Genomic DNA, 14,377 nt, shown 5'->3' with positions numbered 1-14,377 from the left:
TACCTTCGTCCGATCAGAGGGCGTGACAACCCCTCGACCCCGCTGTGCTAGCACCATCCGTTCATCTAACCCGCCGTTAACATTTAGGAGACTTTCACTGCCCCGATGTCTGATTTCGACGGTATTGACGCCATTTCTCAGGGCCGCTTAATGTGAGCCCAAGCGTTGCAGGAAATCGACGTTTCTCGACCGAGCACCTCGGTGCGGCCTTAGACAAGGAGTAGCTGCCATGCCTCAGCCCAATCATCTCCCCGGCCCCAACGCAGACATCTGGGACTGGCAGATGTCCGGCCTCTGCCGCGGCGTCGACTCGTCGATGTTCTTCCATCCTGACGGTGAACGTGGCCGTGCGCGCGCCCAGCGTGAACGTCGGGCGAAGGAGCTGTGCCACCAGTGCCCCGTCATCGCCCAGTGCCGCGAGCACGCGCTGGCAGTGGCCGAGCCCTACGGGATCTGGGGCGGACTCTCGGAGTCCGAACGCAGCATGCTGATGAAGCGCGGCGTCGGTCGCCGCATGGCGAGCTGAGCAGTCCGTAGCCGCCGGCGGACGGCGAGCAGGGCCCTGCGGACACCACCGCGAACGACACAGGAGCCGGACATCCTCGGAGGATGCCCGGCTCCTGTGTGTGTATCACCGCTCGATCGGTGAACTACCGCTCGATCAGTGCGAGTGACCGTGTCCGGCGTGGCCGGCGGGCTCCTCGGCGGGTCGATCGGTGACCGCGGTCTCCGTGGTGAGCACCATGCGGGCGACCGACGCGGCGTTGACGACCGCGGAACGGGTCACCTTCACCGGATCGATGATGCCCTCGCCGACGAGGTCCCCGTAGGTGAGGCTCGCGGCGTTGAAGCCCTCGTTCTTGCCGAGGTTGGACACCTTGTCGACCACCACGGCGCCGTCGAGACCGGCATTGGAGGCGATCCAGTACAGCGGCGCCTTGGCAGCATCCCGCACCACGCGGACGCCCAGCGCCTCGTCGTCGGTCAGCGAGGCGGCGAGCTCGTCGAGCACCTTCGACGCCTGCACGATCGCCGAACCACCGCCGGGGATGATGCCCTCCTCGACCGCGGCCTTGGCTGCGGCGACGGCATCCTCGACGCGGTGCTTGCGTTCCTTGAGCGAGGTCTCGGTGGCCGCACCGACACGGATGACGGCGACCCCGCCGGCCAGCTTGGCCAGACGCTCGGAGAGCTTCTCCTTGTCCCAGTCGGAGTCCGACTCCTCGATCTCACGACGCAGCTGCGCGGCGCGGCCGGCGATCGCCTCCTTGGTACCCGCACCCTCGACGATGGTGGTGGCGTCCTTGGTGACGACGACACGACGTGCCGAGCCGAGGACCTCGAGGCCCACGGTCGACAGGCTCAGGCCCACGTCCGAGGTGACCACGGTGCCGCCGGTGACGACCGCCAGGTCCTCCATGAACGCCTTGCGGCGGTCACCGAAGAACGGCGACTTCACCGCGACGGCTCGGATGGTCTTGCGGATCGAGTTCACGACCAGGGTCGACAACGGCTCGCCCTCGACGTCCTCGGCGACGATCAGCAGCGACTTGCCCGCCTCGACGACCTTCTCCAGCAGCGGCAGGAACTCCGGCAGCGAGCTGATCTTGTCGCGGTACAGCAGCACGAGCGCATCCTCGAGGACCGCTTCCTGGCTGTCGACGTCGGTGACGAAGTACGGCGAGAGGAAGCCCTTGTCGAACTGCACGCCCTCGGTGATCTCGAGTTCGGTCTGCAGCCCCGAGCCCTCTTCGACGGTGACGACGCCATCGGCGCCGACCACGGACATCGCCTTGCCGACCATCTCGCCGATCTCCTCGTCGCGAGAGGAGACGGTGGCGACCTGGGCGATGGACTGCTCGCCGGCGACCGGGGTCGCGGCGGCCAGCAGGGCTTCGCTCAGTGCGTCGGCGGCCTTGCTGATGCCCTGTCCGAGCGCGATCGGGTTGGCACCGGCGGCGACGTTGCGCAGACCGGCCTTGACCATCGCCTGCGCGAGAACCGTTGCGGTGGTGGTGCCGTCACCTGCGACGTCGTTGGTCTTGGTCGCAACCGACTTGACCAGCTGGGCACCGAGGTTCTCGAAGGGGTCCTCGAGGTCGATGTCGCGGGCGATGGTGACACCGTCGTTGGTGACACTCGGTCCACCGAATGCCTTGGCGAGGACCACGTGCCGGCCGCGCGGGCCGAGGGTGACCTTCACGGTGTCGGCGAGCTGGTCGATGCCTCGCTCGAGCGCCCGCCGCGCGGTTTCGTTGAATTCAATCTGCTTGGCCATGAATCTCTTTCTTCACGGGAGTCGGTCGAGACAACGCACACCGCCCCGGTACCCCTGCACGGGGAGCCGGGGCGGTGCGTCGAATCGCGAACGACTCGCGGGGTCTGTGTGGCCCGAGTCCTACTTGCCGATGACGGCGAGGACGTCGCGCGCCGACAGGATCAGGTACTCCTCGCCGGCGTACTTGATCTCGGTGCCGCCGTACTTGCTGTAGATGACGGTGTCACCTTCCTTGACGTCCACGGGGACGCGGTTGCCCTGCTCGGTGACCCGGCCCTCGCCGACGGCGATGACGGTGCCTTCCTGCGGCTTCTCCTTGGCGGAGTCCGGGATGACCAGGCCCGAGGCGGTGGTCGTCTCGGCCTCGACGGCCTGCACCAGGATCTTGTCCTCAAGCGGCTTGATGTTCACGCTCGCCACGATGTGAGTCCTCAACTTTCGTACTGAGAAAGAATCTGCACGTTCATGGCCCTGAGACAAAACCTCGTCGTCGCGGGTGTCCGAGGCTTCGTTCAGCGCCAGCTAGCACTCTATACGTGCGAGTGCCAGCACTCAAGGGTGGTGGGTGCAAAATGCCCGAGTTTCGCTCCCCGCGATCGCAGCTCAGGAAGCGCCAGAGCCGCGATGCGGATTTCAGAGCTGACTGACCCGTACCGACATCGCCGGATCGGAAGCCACCGTGAGCGGCGACGGCGCCGCGCCCCCGGCGATCACATGTGCGCCCAGGGTCGCGATCATCACGCCGTTGTCGGTGCACAGTCTCGGCTTCGGCACGCGCAGCGTGATGCCGGCGGCCGCACAGCGCTCCTCGGCGAGCGACCGGATCCGCGAGTTCGCGGTGGCACCGCCACCGAGGACGAGCGTGTCGACACCCAGATCACCGCACGCGCGGACGGCCTTCATGGTGAGGACGTCGGCGACGGCCTCCTGGAACGACGCCGCGACGTCGGCCACCGGAACCGCCACCCCGTCGCGCTCACATTTCTCCACGTAACGCGCGACCGCGGTCTTGAGACCGCTGAAGGAGAAATCATGGCGGGCATCGCGCGGCCCGGTCATCCCGCGAGGGAACGCGATGGCCTTCGGATCGCCGTCGCGCGCAGCGTGGTCGAGGGCCGGGCCGCCGGGGAACCCGAGGTCCAGCAGTCGGGCGATCTTGTCGAAGGCCTCCCCCGCCGCGTCGTCGACGGTGGTGCCGAGTTCGACGATGGGCTCCGCGAGATCGGTGACGTGCAGCAGGTGTGTGTGTCCACCCGACACGAGGAGGGCGACGCACTCGGGCATCGGTCCGTGCTCCAGCGTGTCCACCGCGACATGTCCGCCGAGGTGATTCATCGCGTACAGCGGTACGTCCCAGACCAGCGCATACGCCTTGGCGGCCGCGACGCCGACGAGCAGCGCACCGGCCAGTCCGGGTCCGATGGTGACCGCGATGGCGTCGGGCCTGTCGATGCCGGCGGCCTCGCGGGCGCGGCGCATCGTCGGCACGATGGCCTCGAGATGCGCGCGTGAGGCGATCTCGGGGACGACGCCGCCGAACCGGGCGTGTTCGTCGACGCTCGAGGCGACCTCGTCCGCGAGCAGCGTCGCATGGCCGGGTGTGTCACCGTCGGCCGGCGTCCAGCGCACGATGCCGACCCCGGTCTCGTCGCAGGAACTCTCTATGCCCATGACGATCACGCCGGGCCCTCCTCGGGATCGAGCGGCCGTCCCGAACTCGGGGCCCGCAACATCGTGTACGCATCCGCGCCGGACGGCTGGTAGTAATTACGGCGGAACCCGGCGGTGCTGAAGCCGTGCCGGGAGTACAGGGTGATCGCGACGTCGTTGTCGGTGCGGACCTCGAGGAAGACCGGCGCGTCGACGGCGTCGGCCACCGTCAGCATCGCCTCCAGCAACGCCTTGCCGATCCCCCGCCCCCGGTGGGCGGGATCGACTGCGATCGTGTGGATCTCGCATTCGTAGGCATCCGGCTGACCGAGCGTGGAGATCCCGGCGTAGCCGATGACCTCACCGCCCGCACGTTCCCGCGCCGCGAAGTAGGTGTTGTACGGCGCGTTCAGTTCGGCCCGGAACGCCGAGGCCGGCCAGGGCGAGTCCTCGGCGAACATCTGCTTCTCCAGCGCGGCGCAGTGCGGGATGTCGCCATAGGTCAGCGCGTCGATGATCAGTTCGGGGGCGGTCACCGCGCGGCTCCCAGCTTCCTGGCCTTCTGCTCGACCGCGTCGGGGCGTCGGAGATACAGCGGCACAAGTGGTTCCGGCACCACGCCGGCCTCGATTGCCGACGCGGCGGCCGCGACGAGCCCCCGGGCCGACGGCACGGTCACCTGCGGGGTCGTCTCCGTCCAGCCGACCAGCTCCAGATGCGACGCCGACCCGGACACCGCACCGACCTCGCCGGTGGTGAACACCGGGGCCAGCTCCTCGGCGACCGTCGCCGGCGCGGACACCTCAGGTCCGCGGACACACGCCCCGTCGCGGTACAGCGCCCAGTACACCTCGCGGCGCCGGGCATCGGTGACGACGAGGACGTCGGGACGCCCGGCCGGCGGAGTCGTCTCGAGTGCGAGCGCGTCCAGCGAACACACGCCGTGTGCGGGAATGCCGAGTGCGTCGGCGAACGCCGCGCCGGTGGCCATACCCACCCGCAGGCCGGTGAACGGTCCGGGACCACATCCGACAACCACCGCGGAGAGGGCGTCGCGGGAGATCCCGGATTCGGCAAGGCATTCCGCGATGAGAGTGGTCAGCAGCTCCGCGTGCCGGCGGTGGTCGGTGACCACGCGTTCGGCGAGCACGCACACGCCGCCGATCGTCTGGCCGGTCAGTTCGACGACGCCGGTGACCACCGAGTCGGTCGCGGTGTCGATCGCGAGCACCGTCCGCGCCGCGTCGACACCCCGTTCAGCCGAACTCATTTATCGGTCACCCACTCCCATTCCACGTGTCGCACATCGGTGTCCACGTCGCGACGCAACCGCACCACCAGGTATCGCTGTGCCAGCCGCTCGGCCACACCCTCACCCCATTCGACCACGACGACCGCATCGGTCAGTTCGGTGTCCAGGTCCAGGGCGTCGAGTTCGTCCAGGCCGCCTCGTGCCGGCCCACCGGCCTCGTCGCTGCCGGCCAGGCCGAGCCGGTAGGCGTCGACATGGACCATCGCCGGGCCGCCGGGTCGGCCCGGTCGGTGCTCGCGCGCGATGATGAAGGTCGGCGAGGTGACCCGGCCCTCGACCCCCAGACCTGCGCCGATTCCGCGAGCCAGGGCCGTCTTGCCCGCACCGAGCGGGCCGTCGAGGATCACGAGGTCCCCGGCGGACAACACGGTGGCGAGTTCGGCGCCGAACGCCTCGGTGTCGGCGACCTCGGGCAGCTCACGGGTTCCGGTGCGGTCGGTGACCGGTGTCGTGTGGATTCCGTCGGTGTGCGATCTCTCTGGGCTCATGCCTTCCCCAACTTCTTCCACCAGCGCCGACGGGGCGCCGGCCGGGCGATCCGGGCGCGGTCCACGAGATCGACGATCGCGTCGCTGACCATCCGGGGTTCCTCCATCTGGACCATGTGGCCGGCCCCCTTGACCACCACGAGACGGGAATCCGGACCGAGCTGGGAGTACATGCGCACCGAGTTCGGCAGCGGTGTCAGCCGGTCCTTGTCGCCGCACACGACGGTCGTGGGCACCTGCGCCAGCACCGGCAGTGCCGTCGATTCGTCGTGGATCTCCAAGGCGTGCAGGAAGTTCACGATGGTCTCGATCGGCGTGTTCTGGATCATCTTCTCCACGGCACTACCGAGTGCCGGGCTGAAGAACGCCGGCCCGAAGCTGGCCGCGACGAGCACGGGTTCGAGGGCTTGGCGGGTCAGGCCACGACCTGCCTGGACCAGGCGCGGCGCGCGTCGGACGCTCAGGCGGAAAGCGTCGACCACCGGATTACCCAGTCCCTCACCGAGTCCCGCCTCGGTGAGGCCACGCGACGCGGTCGCGACCAGACCCACGCCGGCAACCGGGCCCGTCGACGAGAACAGGGCCGGATGACGACGGGCCAGCCCCATCACCGTCATGCCGCCCATCGAATGGCCCACCACGACAACGGGTCCGGCGGTCACCGTGGAACGGATCACGGCCGCGGCGTCGTCGGCGAGCTGGGCGATCGTGCAGGTCTCCACCGGCGCGGGATCGCTCTCGCCGTGTCCGCGGTGGTCGTAGAAGACGAAACGGTAGTTGCGGTCGGCCCACTCCGCCGCGAGTTGGTCGCGCTGGAAGTGCCAGCTCGCCAGCCGCAGGCTGAATCCGTGTACGAAGACGATGGTGAGCTCGGGAGGTGTGCCGTCGGGAACGTCACCGAGGTCGACGGTCCGGACCGCGAGGTCGAGTCCGTCGTCGGTGGTCACCGTCCGCGCCTGCTCGTCGTACAACCTGGTGAGGTCGATGTCGGCGTGGGGATCGGACTTGCCGACGACGCTCTTGCGCGCGATGTTGCGCGCGGCGCCGACCGCCGCCATACCGCCCAGTGCCGCGACACCGGCCAGCCCGGCCAGCAGTCCGACGCGTTCGGAATCGTCCACCACACTCACCCCGCTCACTCGTCGGCCACCGCGTCACCGCGAGCCGGGCTCGCGTTCACGTAGCGCCGGACCACGCGGCTGCCGATCTGGGAGACGATCTCGTAGTCGATGGTGCCGATGGCGTCGGCCCAGTCCTTGGCGGTTAGGCCCCCGCGGGCCCCGGTGCCGAAGAGTTCGACCTCGTCGCCCTCCCGCACCCCGGCCGCGTCGGGTCCGAGGTCGACGACCAGCTGATCCATGCAGATCCGGCCGACCCCGCCGAAGAGCCGGTCACCGATCCGTACGCGAAGTCGTCCCGACAGCAGGCGCGGGACCCCGTCGGCGTAACCCGCGGGGATCACCGCGACGACGGTGTCGTGCGGTGCGATCCAGGTCTGGCTGTAGGAGACACCCTCCCCGGCGGCGACGCGCTTGACCAGGGCGATCTGCGCCGACAGCGTCATCGCCGGGATGAGCCCGAAGTCGCCGCGCTCGGGGACCGGGGTACGACCGTAGAGCGCGATCCCGGGCCGGACCATGTCACGCGCCAGGTCCGGACGAGTCAGTGCCGCAGGTGAATTCGCCATGTGGATGATCTCGGGCGCCGCGCCGAGGCGAGCGAGGTCGGCGGCTGCGGCGTCGAGCCGGGCGGCCTGTTCGCTGTTGAGTGGATGGTCGGGTTCGTCACCGCGGGCGAGGTGACACATCACCGCGCGGACGGTGACGGCTCCCTCGGCGTGCACCTTCGCGATCTTCACGGCGAAGTCGTCCCACTCGTCGGCCGCGACGCCGCTCCGGTTGAGTCCGGTGTCGACCTTGACCGTGACACTCGCCGCGACTCCGGTGGCACGGGCGGCCGCGACCACCGCGTCGAGCTGGGTGGACGAGGACAGGGCGATCTCGATGTGGTCGGTGACCGCGCCCTCGAAGTCCGCGGCCGGGGTGTGCAACCAGGCGGTGATCGGGGCGTCGATCCCGGCGGCACGCAGGGCGCGGGCCTCGGTGATGTGCGCGACGCCCAGCTCGGCGGCGCCCGCGGCCAGTGCGGTCCGCGCGACCGGCACGGCGCCGTGACCGTAGGCGTCGGCCTTCACGACGGCCATCACGGCAGCATTCGAGGTCGTCCGCAACACGTCGAGGTTGTGCGCGATGGCGCCGAGGTCGACGGTCGCGGTCAGAGCAGGGGAAGTCATCGCCGACCATTCTCCCAGATCGTCGCGAACGATTTGTGCGCGGAGACCTGCCCAGCGCCGTGACCAGCCGTTTCACCCGGCCGCCTATGAGGAATCACACCGATGCGGGCGCACCGGGGACACGGTTGGGCGGACGTCACGATGATGCGCGTGACGGCGTCGGCGGCTCCGCTCCTGCTCGTCGTGTGGCGAACTCGCGGATCGCCGGTCGCAGGGCCGCGAGCAGCGCGGAGGCGCCGATCGGGGCTCCCCGACTCGCCAGCAGGGCGGCGTGGGCGTGGACGCGGGCCGCCGCGGCACCCGCCTCCTGTGGTGACCGACCCGCCGCGAGCAGTGAGCCGGCGATCCCGGCCAGCACGTCGCCCGCGCCGGCGGTCGCGGCCCACGACGCCCCGGCGTCGTTTCCGACGACCCTTCCCGACGGGTCGGCGATCAGCGTGATCCGGCCCTTCAGCAGCACCGTGACACCCCACCGGGCGGCGAGGTCGGCGACCGCGGACACCCGATCGGCGCCCACCTCGGTCCCGGTCAGCCTCGCGAACTCCCCGGCATGGGGAGTCAGGAGCGTGGGCGCCCGACGGCCGTCGACGAGTGCGGGATCGGTCGAGACGATGGTGAGCGCATCGGCGTCGACGAGAACCGGCAGATCGGAGTCGAGGACGGTACGCAGCGTCGCCGTCGCGGCGGCGTCGGTGCCCATTCCCGGACCGGCCACCCATGCCTGGACGCGGCCGGCGTCGGCGAGGTCCGGAGCGGCGATCACCTCGGGGAAGTGCGAAACGACTTCGGCGTGAGCCGATCCGACATACCGCGTCATGCCCGAGGTCGCGGCCACCGCGGCCCCGGAGGCCAGGATCGCCGCGCCCGGATAGCGGTGCGAGCCGGCGACGACCCCGACCACGCCCTGGGTGTACTTGTCGTCGGCAGGTCCCGGCACCGGCCAGTCGATCTCCTCGTCGGAGTACGAGATGAGTTGCTGCGCAGCCGGTTCCGTAGGGTCACCGATGCCGATGTCGACGACGATCACGCGACCACACCGGGGCGCGGCGAGAAGGTGTGCGCGCCGGGGGAAGCCGAAGGTGACGGTGAGATCGGCGCGGACCGACGGGTCGTGGACCTCGCCGGTGTCGGCGTCGACACCGGACGGCAGATCGACTGCCACGACCGTGGTCTCGGCACCGAGACCGGCGAAGACCGCCGCCGCGGCGGGTCGCAGCGGTCCGCGGCCGCCGATGCCCACGACACCGTCGATGACGACGTCGGGATGCCCCGGCAATGAGTCGACGACACGCCCGCCGGCCGACCGGAACGCCCGTAGCCCGGCCGGGTGCGCCTTGTCGGGTGCCAGCAGCACCGCATGGGCGGCTGCTCCGCGGCGGGCGAGTTCGGCGGCGGCGAAGAGGGCGTCGCCGCCGTTGTCACCCGCCCCGACGACCACTCCTACCGTCCGCCCGTAGCATCCGCCCGTCCGGTTCAACTCCCCCACGACGGCCTGCGCGACGCCGTGCGCGGCGCGGCGCATCAGCGTTCCGTTGGCGAGGAGGTCCCCCGACGCCCGCTCGGCGTCGCGGACCTCGTCGGCGGTCAGGTACCGGGTCGACATCGGGACCGGTCTACTCGACGGTCACCGACTTGGCCAGGTTGCGCGGTTTGTCGACGTCGTAACCGCGCGCCTGGGCGACGCTGGCGGCGAACACCTGCAGCGGCACCGTGGAGACCAGCGGCTGCAGGAGCGTCGGCGTCTTCGGGATCGGGATGAACTCGTCGGCGACCGCGCGGGCGGCGGCGTCGTCGGATTCGGCGATGACGATCGTGCGCGCACCGCGGGCCTGGATCTCGCGGATGTTGCTGACCATCTTCGAGTGCAGCACCGCGCGACCGTCCGCGGACGGCATGACGGTGATGACGGGCAGACCGTCCTCGATCAGCGCGATGGGCCCGTGCTTGAGTTCACCGGCGGCGAAGCCCTCGGCGTGCATGTACGCGAGCTCCTTGAGCTTGAGCGCACCTTCGAGGGCCACCGGGTAGCCGACGTGACGGCCGATGAACAGCACCGTGTTGTGGTGGGCCAGCGACTGCGCGAGCTCGCGCACCGGCTCCATGGTCTCGAGGACCTCGGCGACCGAGTCGGCCATCGCCTCGATGGCCGCGAACTCGCGGGCCACCTCGTCGGCGTACTTGGTGCCGCGGGCCTGCGCGAGCGCCAGACCCACCAGATAGGCCGCGACGATCTGCGCGAGGAAGCACTTGGTGGACGCGACACCGATCTCCGGACCGGCGTGGGTGTACAGCACCGCGTCGGATTCGCGCGGGATCTGCGCACCGTTGGTGTTGCAGATGGCGAGGACTCGTGCCTTCTGATCCTTTGCGTGCCGGACGGCCTCGAGCGTGTCGGCGGTTTCGCCCGACTGGGAGATCGCCACGACCAGCGTCGACCGGTCGAGGACCGGGTCGCGGTAGCGGAACTCGCTCGCCAGCTCGATCTCGACAGGCAGACGCGTCCAGTGCTCGATCGCGTACTTGGCCAGCAGTCCGGCGTGGTAGGCCGTACCGCAGGCGACGACGAAGACCTTGTCCACATCGCGCAGGTCGTCGTCGGTCAGTCGCTGCTCGTCGAGCACGATGCGCCCGTTCTGCAGGTGTCCGAGCAGGGTGTCGGCGATCGCGCGCGGCTGCTCGGCGATCTCCTTCAGCATGAAGAAGTCGTAGCCGCCCTTCTCGGCCGCCGCGAGATCCCAGTCGATGTGGAACGGCTTGCCCGCGCGCTCATTCCGGTCGAAGTCGGTGATCGTGTAGGTGTCGGCGGTGATCACGACGACCTCGTCCTGGCCGAGCTCCACGGCCTCGCGGGTGTGCTCGATGAACGCAGTCACGTCGGATCCGACGAACATCTCGCCCTGCCCGACACCCACCACGAGCGGGGTCGACCGGCGTGCCGCCACGATGGTGTCGGGATGGTCGGCGTGGGTGAACACGAGGGTGAACGCACCTTCGAGCCGGCGCAGCGCGGCATAGGCGCTGGCCACGAAGTCGCCGGCGGTCGGGCCGAGGGCGTAGTACTTGGAGACCAGGTGGACGGCGGTCTCGGTGTCGGTTTCCGAGCCGAACTCGACGCCGTCTTCTTCCAGCTCGGCCCGCAGCTCGGCGTAGTTCTCGATGATGCCGTTGTGGACGACCGCGATCTTGCCGTCGTCACTCGCGTGCGGATGCGCATTGCGGTCGGTCGGCTTGCCGTGCGTGGCCCACCGGGTGTGCCCCATGCCCGTGGTCCCCGACAGCGACTCCCGGCCGACGGTCGCGATCTGCTTCTCCAGGTTCTCCATGCGGAGCGCCTTCTTCTGGATCGCGGTGTTACCGGCGCCGTCGAGAATGGCGACACCCGCCGAGTCGTACCCGCGGTACTCCATCCGTCGCAATGCCTCGACGACGATGTCCAGGGCATCGCGGCGCCCCACGTATCCGACGATTCCACACATAGCTAGTCAGCGTACCTGCGCGCGGTGCGGACGATGCGCTCGCGCGCGGGGGCGTCACTCCAGGGTCTTGGGGACCACGACGTTCGGGGCCGCGGCGGGCACCGGAGACGCTGCGCGACGACGCCTGCGTTCCTTGGCGCCGAGCAGTTTGGCGATTCGGTCCTGCACCTCCGGCGGATCGTCGAGGTCAACGGCCGGGACTTTGCCGAGGACGGTGCCGGGATCGGAGAACGCCTGGTACTCGGGGTCCTGGGTAAGCGTGTGGAGCAGAAATCCGGTGGTCAGCGCACGCGCGGCGCCGTGCGTCTTCTTGTCGGCCCCGTTGCTCCCCCACAGCGCGCCGATCGTGCGATGTTCGACGAGGCCCCGCGACGTCGCTCCGGGCGGCGTGCGCAGCACCACACGGCGCTCGTCGTCTGATGTGTGGTCGGCGCCATACGCCTGCGCGAGCGGTAGCGCGTTGCCGTCGATGGTGTCGAGTTCGCCGATCGAGGAGACGATGAGCCCCGGCGCGGTCACTCGACGTGCCGCGGGCAGGAGCCCGGCGGTGGTCGGCGCCGGGAAGAGCGCGACCACACCCCGGACGTCGGGCTGCCGCTGGCCGTGCAGGATGCCCTCCGACGCAGCGATGACGGCGGCGGACGCCCCGAAACCGTGACCGGCGAAGCCCACCTTCGCCGGGTCGACGGTGATCTCGCCGAAGCCCAGCCGGACCCGGGTCACGATCGACAACGCCGAACGCAGCTCCGCGGCCATCGCGTCGTCGGACACCAGTACCCCCCGCTGACCGGCTGGGACCGCCACCACGATGCCCCACGACGCCAAGTGCTGGCACAGGTCGCGGTAGCGGCTCGGCGAGGACAGCCAGCCGTGCCCGAAGGCGATGGCGGGCAGTCGTTCCCCGCTCGCAGGGGTGAACACCTCGCCGCGGGTACCGACGATCCCGAGATCGCCGTGGAGAACGCGATTCGGGCCCCGACGGCCGAGCGCGGTCATCAGCTTCGCGGGCGACTGCGATGGTTTCGGACGCTTCTTGCCTGGCACAGCTGACAGCCTATGCGTTCGGCGGCGGCAGATGCGGACTGGCGTCGGCCATGTCGGCGGGCAGCATGATGCCGGGCAATGCGTCGGCGGCGTTGGCCTCGCGCTCCAGTTCGGCACGAAGCCGTTGCGCCGCCGACTGCTCGGCGGTGCGCCGGTGGTCGGTCATCGCGATCTCGAGATCGCGCTGTGCCGCGGAGAAGCGGTGTGAGGCATCGGCGACCTCGGCGGTGGCAGAGCGCGCCAGCGCTTCGATCTGATCGGCGAGACTCACTGGTCACCCGCCAGGGCCAGATCTCCGGTCGATCGCTCGGGTGAGCTCGACGCCCCGCCGACGGCCGGAGATGTGCGGCCGCTGCGGGTGTCGGCGACGATGTGGGTCGGTGTCGGCGTCTGCGGTCCGGGACCGGCCGCCGGCCTGCTCTCGAAAGCAGCCGGTTCGGCCCCACGAATCTTCTGCGCGACTTCGGGTTCCGCGGCCGACGAGCCGCTCAACCGGAACGGGATGTCCCCTTCGTCGGACTCGCGCACAGGTAGCACCGTCTCGGTCGGCGGGAGGGGCGGCTCGGTCGGAGTTGCTTGGGGCCGGACCGGCTCGGCAGCACGCGCGACGGGCCGGGTCTCGGGTTCGACGGGCTCGGGTTCGACGGGATAGGGATCGTCGTCGATCCCGTCGAGGGACCGGTTCAGGATGTCGAGGATTCCGGCGATCCCGCGCAGTGTCGCGTCGACGGAGGTGGTGAACAGTGCCACGCGCGACCGGATGTCCTCGACCGCGACATCGAGCGGGACACGTCCGGAGAGCACGGCCTGTGGGAGCTCGGCCGGTGGGGTTCCCGCGGCATTCGGTGCCGACAGACGCGCGAGGGCCAGATAGAAGGAGCGCAACAGACGGTCGATCCCCGATGCGGCCGCAGAGGTGGCGTCGGTGATCGTGTGCAGCAGATAGAGGTCGGATTCCGCGCGCCGCTGATGGTCGACGACGGTCTCGATCACGAACGACGCGGACTCGCCGTGCCAGCCGTCGTCGAGCCGGACCCGCTGCTCGGGCAGGTGATGCAGCTGATCGGACACGGCTCGATGAGCGGAGACCAGCACCCGGCTGTCCGCCGCGAGCGCCGCGATGTCGAAGTCGTCCACCGCACGGAGCCCCGCACGGATCGTCACGTCGTCGGGAACCGGTACACCCATCAGCCGTCCGACCGCCAGCAACTGGGTCAGCGCCCCGGTACCGTCCTGCGCGTCCTTCCGCAGCGTGGCCAGCGAATCCGCACCCCGCCTCATCCCGTCGTCGCCCCCGACCCCGGTGTCGCACGGGTGATCTCGTCCGCGGCGTGCGCGTCGCCCGCGGCCATGATGATCGCGGAGTTCCGCAGGGTGTCGGCGAGAACGGCCGCAGCCCATGATTGCGTTCGGAGTCGGACGGAGAGCGTGGCACTCATCTCGGCGTAGGTCGCGGCGGACGGACCCAGCGACGACGCCGGGCCGGGGTCCGCATCGGTGCGCGCCCACCGGCCGAAGTCGTGCGCGGCCAGGTCGTCGGCCACCGCGTTCAGAACCAGGGACGAACGCCGGTAATAGCCCGCGACCGCGGACACCTGCTCGACGTCCATGGCGATCCGGTTCGACCCCGCGCTGTCCATGCCCACCCCCCTGACGATGCCTGATGGTACCCATCCCGCGCGCTCGCCGTCTCCGCCCGGAACACGTCATCTGTTGGACGCTCACGGGACGCTGCCGGTTCCATCTCCCGGGCCGGCATCCGCGGACCTTGGGATTTCCGACAATGACCCCGCCGATGGGCCCTTCCGGTCGTCACATCCATCGCCCAGAGTGACA

15 protein-coding genes are annotated in these 14,377 nt (G+C 69.9%); 1 reads left to right on the top strand and 14 read right to left on the bottom strand.

From position 1 onward, the window contains the following. The first annotated feature begins 229 nt into the window (after window positions 1–229). Window positions 230–526 carry a WhiB family transcriptional regulator gene (locus GAA2_RS07990; protein ID WP_006360721.1) on the top strand — a complete coding sequence of 99 codons (297 nt, stop codon included), beginning with the start codon at window positions 230–232 and terminating at the stop codon, window positions 524–526. A gap of 135 nt (window positions 527–661) precedes the next feature. Here GAA2_RS07990 and groL read toward each other — a convergent pair whose 3' ends face one another. The 14 genes from groL to GAA2_RS07920 all read right to left on the bottom strand — a co-directional run bounded on the left by groL (window position 662) and on the right by GAA2_RS07920 (window position 14,181). Further along, entirely contained in the window at window positions 662–2,278 is a 1,617-nt protein-coding gene (groL, locus tag GAA2_RS07985) for a chaperonin GroEL (protein ID WP_006434463.1), read from the bottom strand. Between the two features lie 120 nt (window positions 2,279–2,398). After that, window positions 2,399–2,698 (bottom strand): co-chaperone GroES, encoded by a 300-nt coding sequence (gene groES, locus GAA2_RS07980; protein WP_004019185.1) that lies wholly within the window; start codon window positions 2,696–2,698, stop codon window positions 2,399–2,401. 213 nt (window positions 2,699–2,911) lie between these two features. Then, complete coding sequence (gene tsaD, locus GAA2_RS07975; protein ID WP_191834877.1) at window positions 2,912–3,958, bottom strand: tRNA (adenosine(37)-N6)-threonylcarbamoyltransferase complex transferase subunit TsaD; 1,047 nt, start codon at window positions 3,956–3,958, stop codon at window positions 2,912–2,914. After that, a complete protein-coding gene (rimI, locus tag GAA2_RS07970; RefSeq protein ID WP_024500322.1) occupies window positions 3,955–4,464 on the bottom strand; it encodes a ribosomal protein S18-alanine N-acetyltransferase in 510 nt (169 codons plus the stop codon). The genes tsaD and rimI overlap by 4 nt, the downstream gene beginning before the upstream one ends. Next, entirely contained in the window at window positions 4,461–5,198 is a 738-nt protein-coding gene (gene tsaB / locus GAA2_RS07965; protein ID WP_024500321.1) for a tRNA (adenosine(37)-N6)-threonylcarbamoyltransferase complex dimerization subunit type 1 TsaB, read from the bottom strand. Before tsaB ends, rimI begins: the two co-directional genes overlap by 4 nt. Then, the gene (gene tsaE, locus GAA2_RS07960; protein WP_024500320.1) at window positions 5,195–5,728 is read right to left on the bottom strand and encodes a tRNA (adenosine(37)-N6)-threonylcarbamoyltransferase complex ATPase subunit type 1 TsaE; all 534 of its coding nucleotides are present in this window, start codon (window positions 5,726–5,728) and stop codon (window positions 5,195–5,197) included. The genes tsaB and tsaE overlap by 4 nt, the downstream gene beginning before the upstream one ends. Next, complete coding sequence (locus GAA2_RS07955; protein WP_024500319.1) at window positions 5,725–6,867, bottom strand: alpha/beta fold hydrolase; 1,143 nt, start codon at window positions 6,865–6,867, stop codon at window positions 5,725–5,727. Before GAA2_RS07955 ends, tsaE begins: the two co-directional genes overlap by 4 nt. After that, a complete protein-coding gene (alr, locus tag GAA2_RS07950; protein WP_006434457.1) occupies window positions 6,864–8,021 on the bottom strand; it encodes an alanine racemase in 1,158 nt (385 codons plus the stop codon). The genes GAA2_RS07955 and alr overlap by 4 nt, the downstream gene beginning before the upstream one ends. 136 nt (window positions 8,022–8,157) lie before the next feature. Then, a complete protein-coding gene (locus GAA2_RS07945; protein WP_024500317.1) occupies window positions 8,158–9,624 on the bottom strand; it encodes a bifunctional ADP-dependent NAD(P)H-hydrate dehydratase/NAD(P)H-hydrate epimerase in 1,467 nt (488 codons plus the stop codon). A gap of 10 nt (window positions 9,625–9,634) precedes the next feature. Beyond that, a complete protein-coding gene (gene glmS, locus GAA2_RS07940; protein ID WP_024500316.1) occupies window positions 9,635–11,497 on the bottom strand; it encodes a glutamine--fructose-6-phosphate transaminase (isomerizing) in 1,863 nt (620 codons plus the stop codon). 54 nt (window positions 11,498–11,551) lie between these two features. Next, a complete protein-coding gene (locus GAA2_RS07935) occupies window positions 11,552–12,541 on the bottom strand; it encodes a dienelactone hydrolase family protein (RefSeq protein WP_024500315.1) in 990 nt (329 codons plus the stop codon). A 10-nt stretch (window positions 12,542–12,551) separates the two neighbouring features. Next, window positions 12,552–12,812 (bottom strand): hypothetical protein, encoded by a 261-nt coding sequence (locus tag GAA2_RS07930; protein ID WP_024500314.1) that lies wholly within the window; start codon window positions 12,810–12,812, stop codon window positions 12,552–12,554. After that, a complete protein-coding gene (locus GAA2_RS07925; protein ID WP_024500313.1) occupies window positions 12,809–13,822 on the bottom strand; it encodes a hypothetical protein in 1,014 nt (337 codons plus the stop codon). Before GAA2_RS07925 ends, GAA2_RS07930 begins: the two co-directional genes overlap by 4 nt. Next, on the bottom strand, window positions 13,819–14,181 hold the full coding sequence (locus tag GAA2_RS07920) for a hypothetical protein (RefSeq protein WP_191834990.1): 363 nt from the start codon (window positions 14,179–14,181) through the stop codon (window positions 13,819–13,821). Before GAA2_RS07920 ends, GAA2_RS07925 begins: the two co-directional genes overlap by 4 nt. Between the last annotated feature and the right edge of the window lie 196 nt (window positions 14,182–14,377).

The sequence above is a fragment of the Gordonia ajococcus genome, from assembly GCF_012974285.1.
GTDB lineage: Bacteria > Actinomycetota > Actinomycetes > Mycobacteriales > Mycobacteriaceae > Gordonia > Gordonia amicalis.
Note: the sequence above shows the minus strand (reverse complement) of the source record. Positions and strands in the feature narration are given on the sequence as shown.

What these genes read in the sequence shown, in the direction of transcription:
- GAA2_RS07990 (WP_006360721.1), top strand. Translation starts at nt 230, where the DNA reads ATGCCTCAGCCCAATCATCTCCCCGGCCCCAACGCAGACATCTGGGAC.
- GAA2_RS07925 (WP_024500313.1), bottom strand. Translation starts at nt 13,822, where the DNA reads ATGAGGCGGGGTGCGGATTCGCTGGCCACGCTGCGGAAGGACGCGCAG.
- tsaE (WP_024500320.1), bottom strand. Translation starts at nt 5,728, where the DNA reads ATGAGCCCAGAGAGATCGCACACCGACGGAATCCACACGACACCGGTC.
- GAA2_RS07945 (WP_024500317.1), bottom strand. Translation starts at nt 9,624, where the DNA reads ATGTCGACCCGGTACCTGACCGCCGACGAGGTCCGCGACGCCGAGCGG.
- glmS (WP_024500316.1), bottom strand. Translation starts at nt 11,497, where the DNA reads ATGTGTGGAATCGTCGGATACGTGGGGCGCCGCGATGCCCTGGACATC.
- GAA2_RS07920 (WP_191834990.1), bottom strand. Translation starts at nt 14,181, where the DNA reads ATGGACAGCGCGGGGTCGAACCGGATCGCCATGGACGTCGAGCAGGTG.
- groL (WP_006434463.1), bottom strand. Translation starts at nt 2,278, where the DNA reads ATGGCCAAGCAGATTGAATTCAACGAAACCGCGCGGCGGGCGCTCGAG.
- alr (WP_006434457.1), bottom strand. Translation starts at nt 8,021, where the DNA reads ATGACTTCCCCTGCTCTGACCGCGACCGTCGACCTCGGCGCCATCGCG.
- tsaB (WP_024500321.1), bottom strand. Translation starts at nt 5,198, where the DNA reads ATGAGTTCGGCTGAACGGGGTGTCGACGCGGCGCGGACGGTGCTCGCG.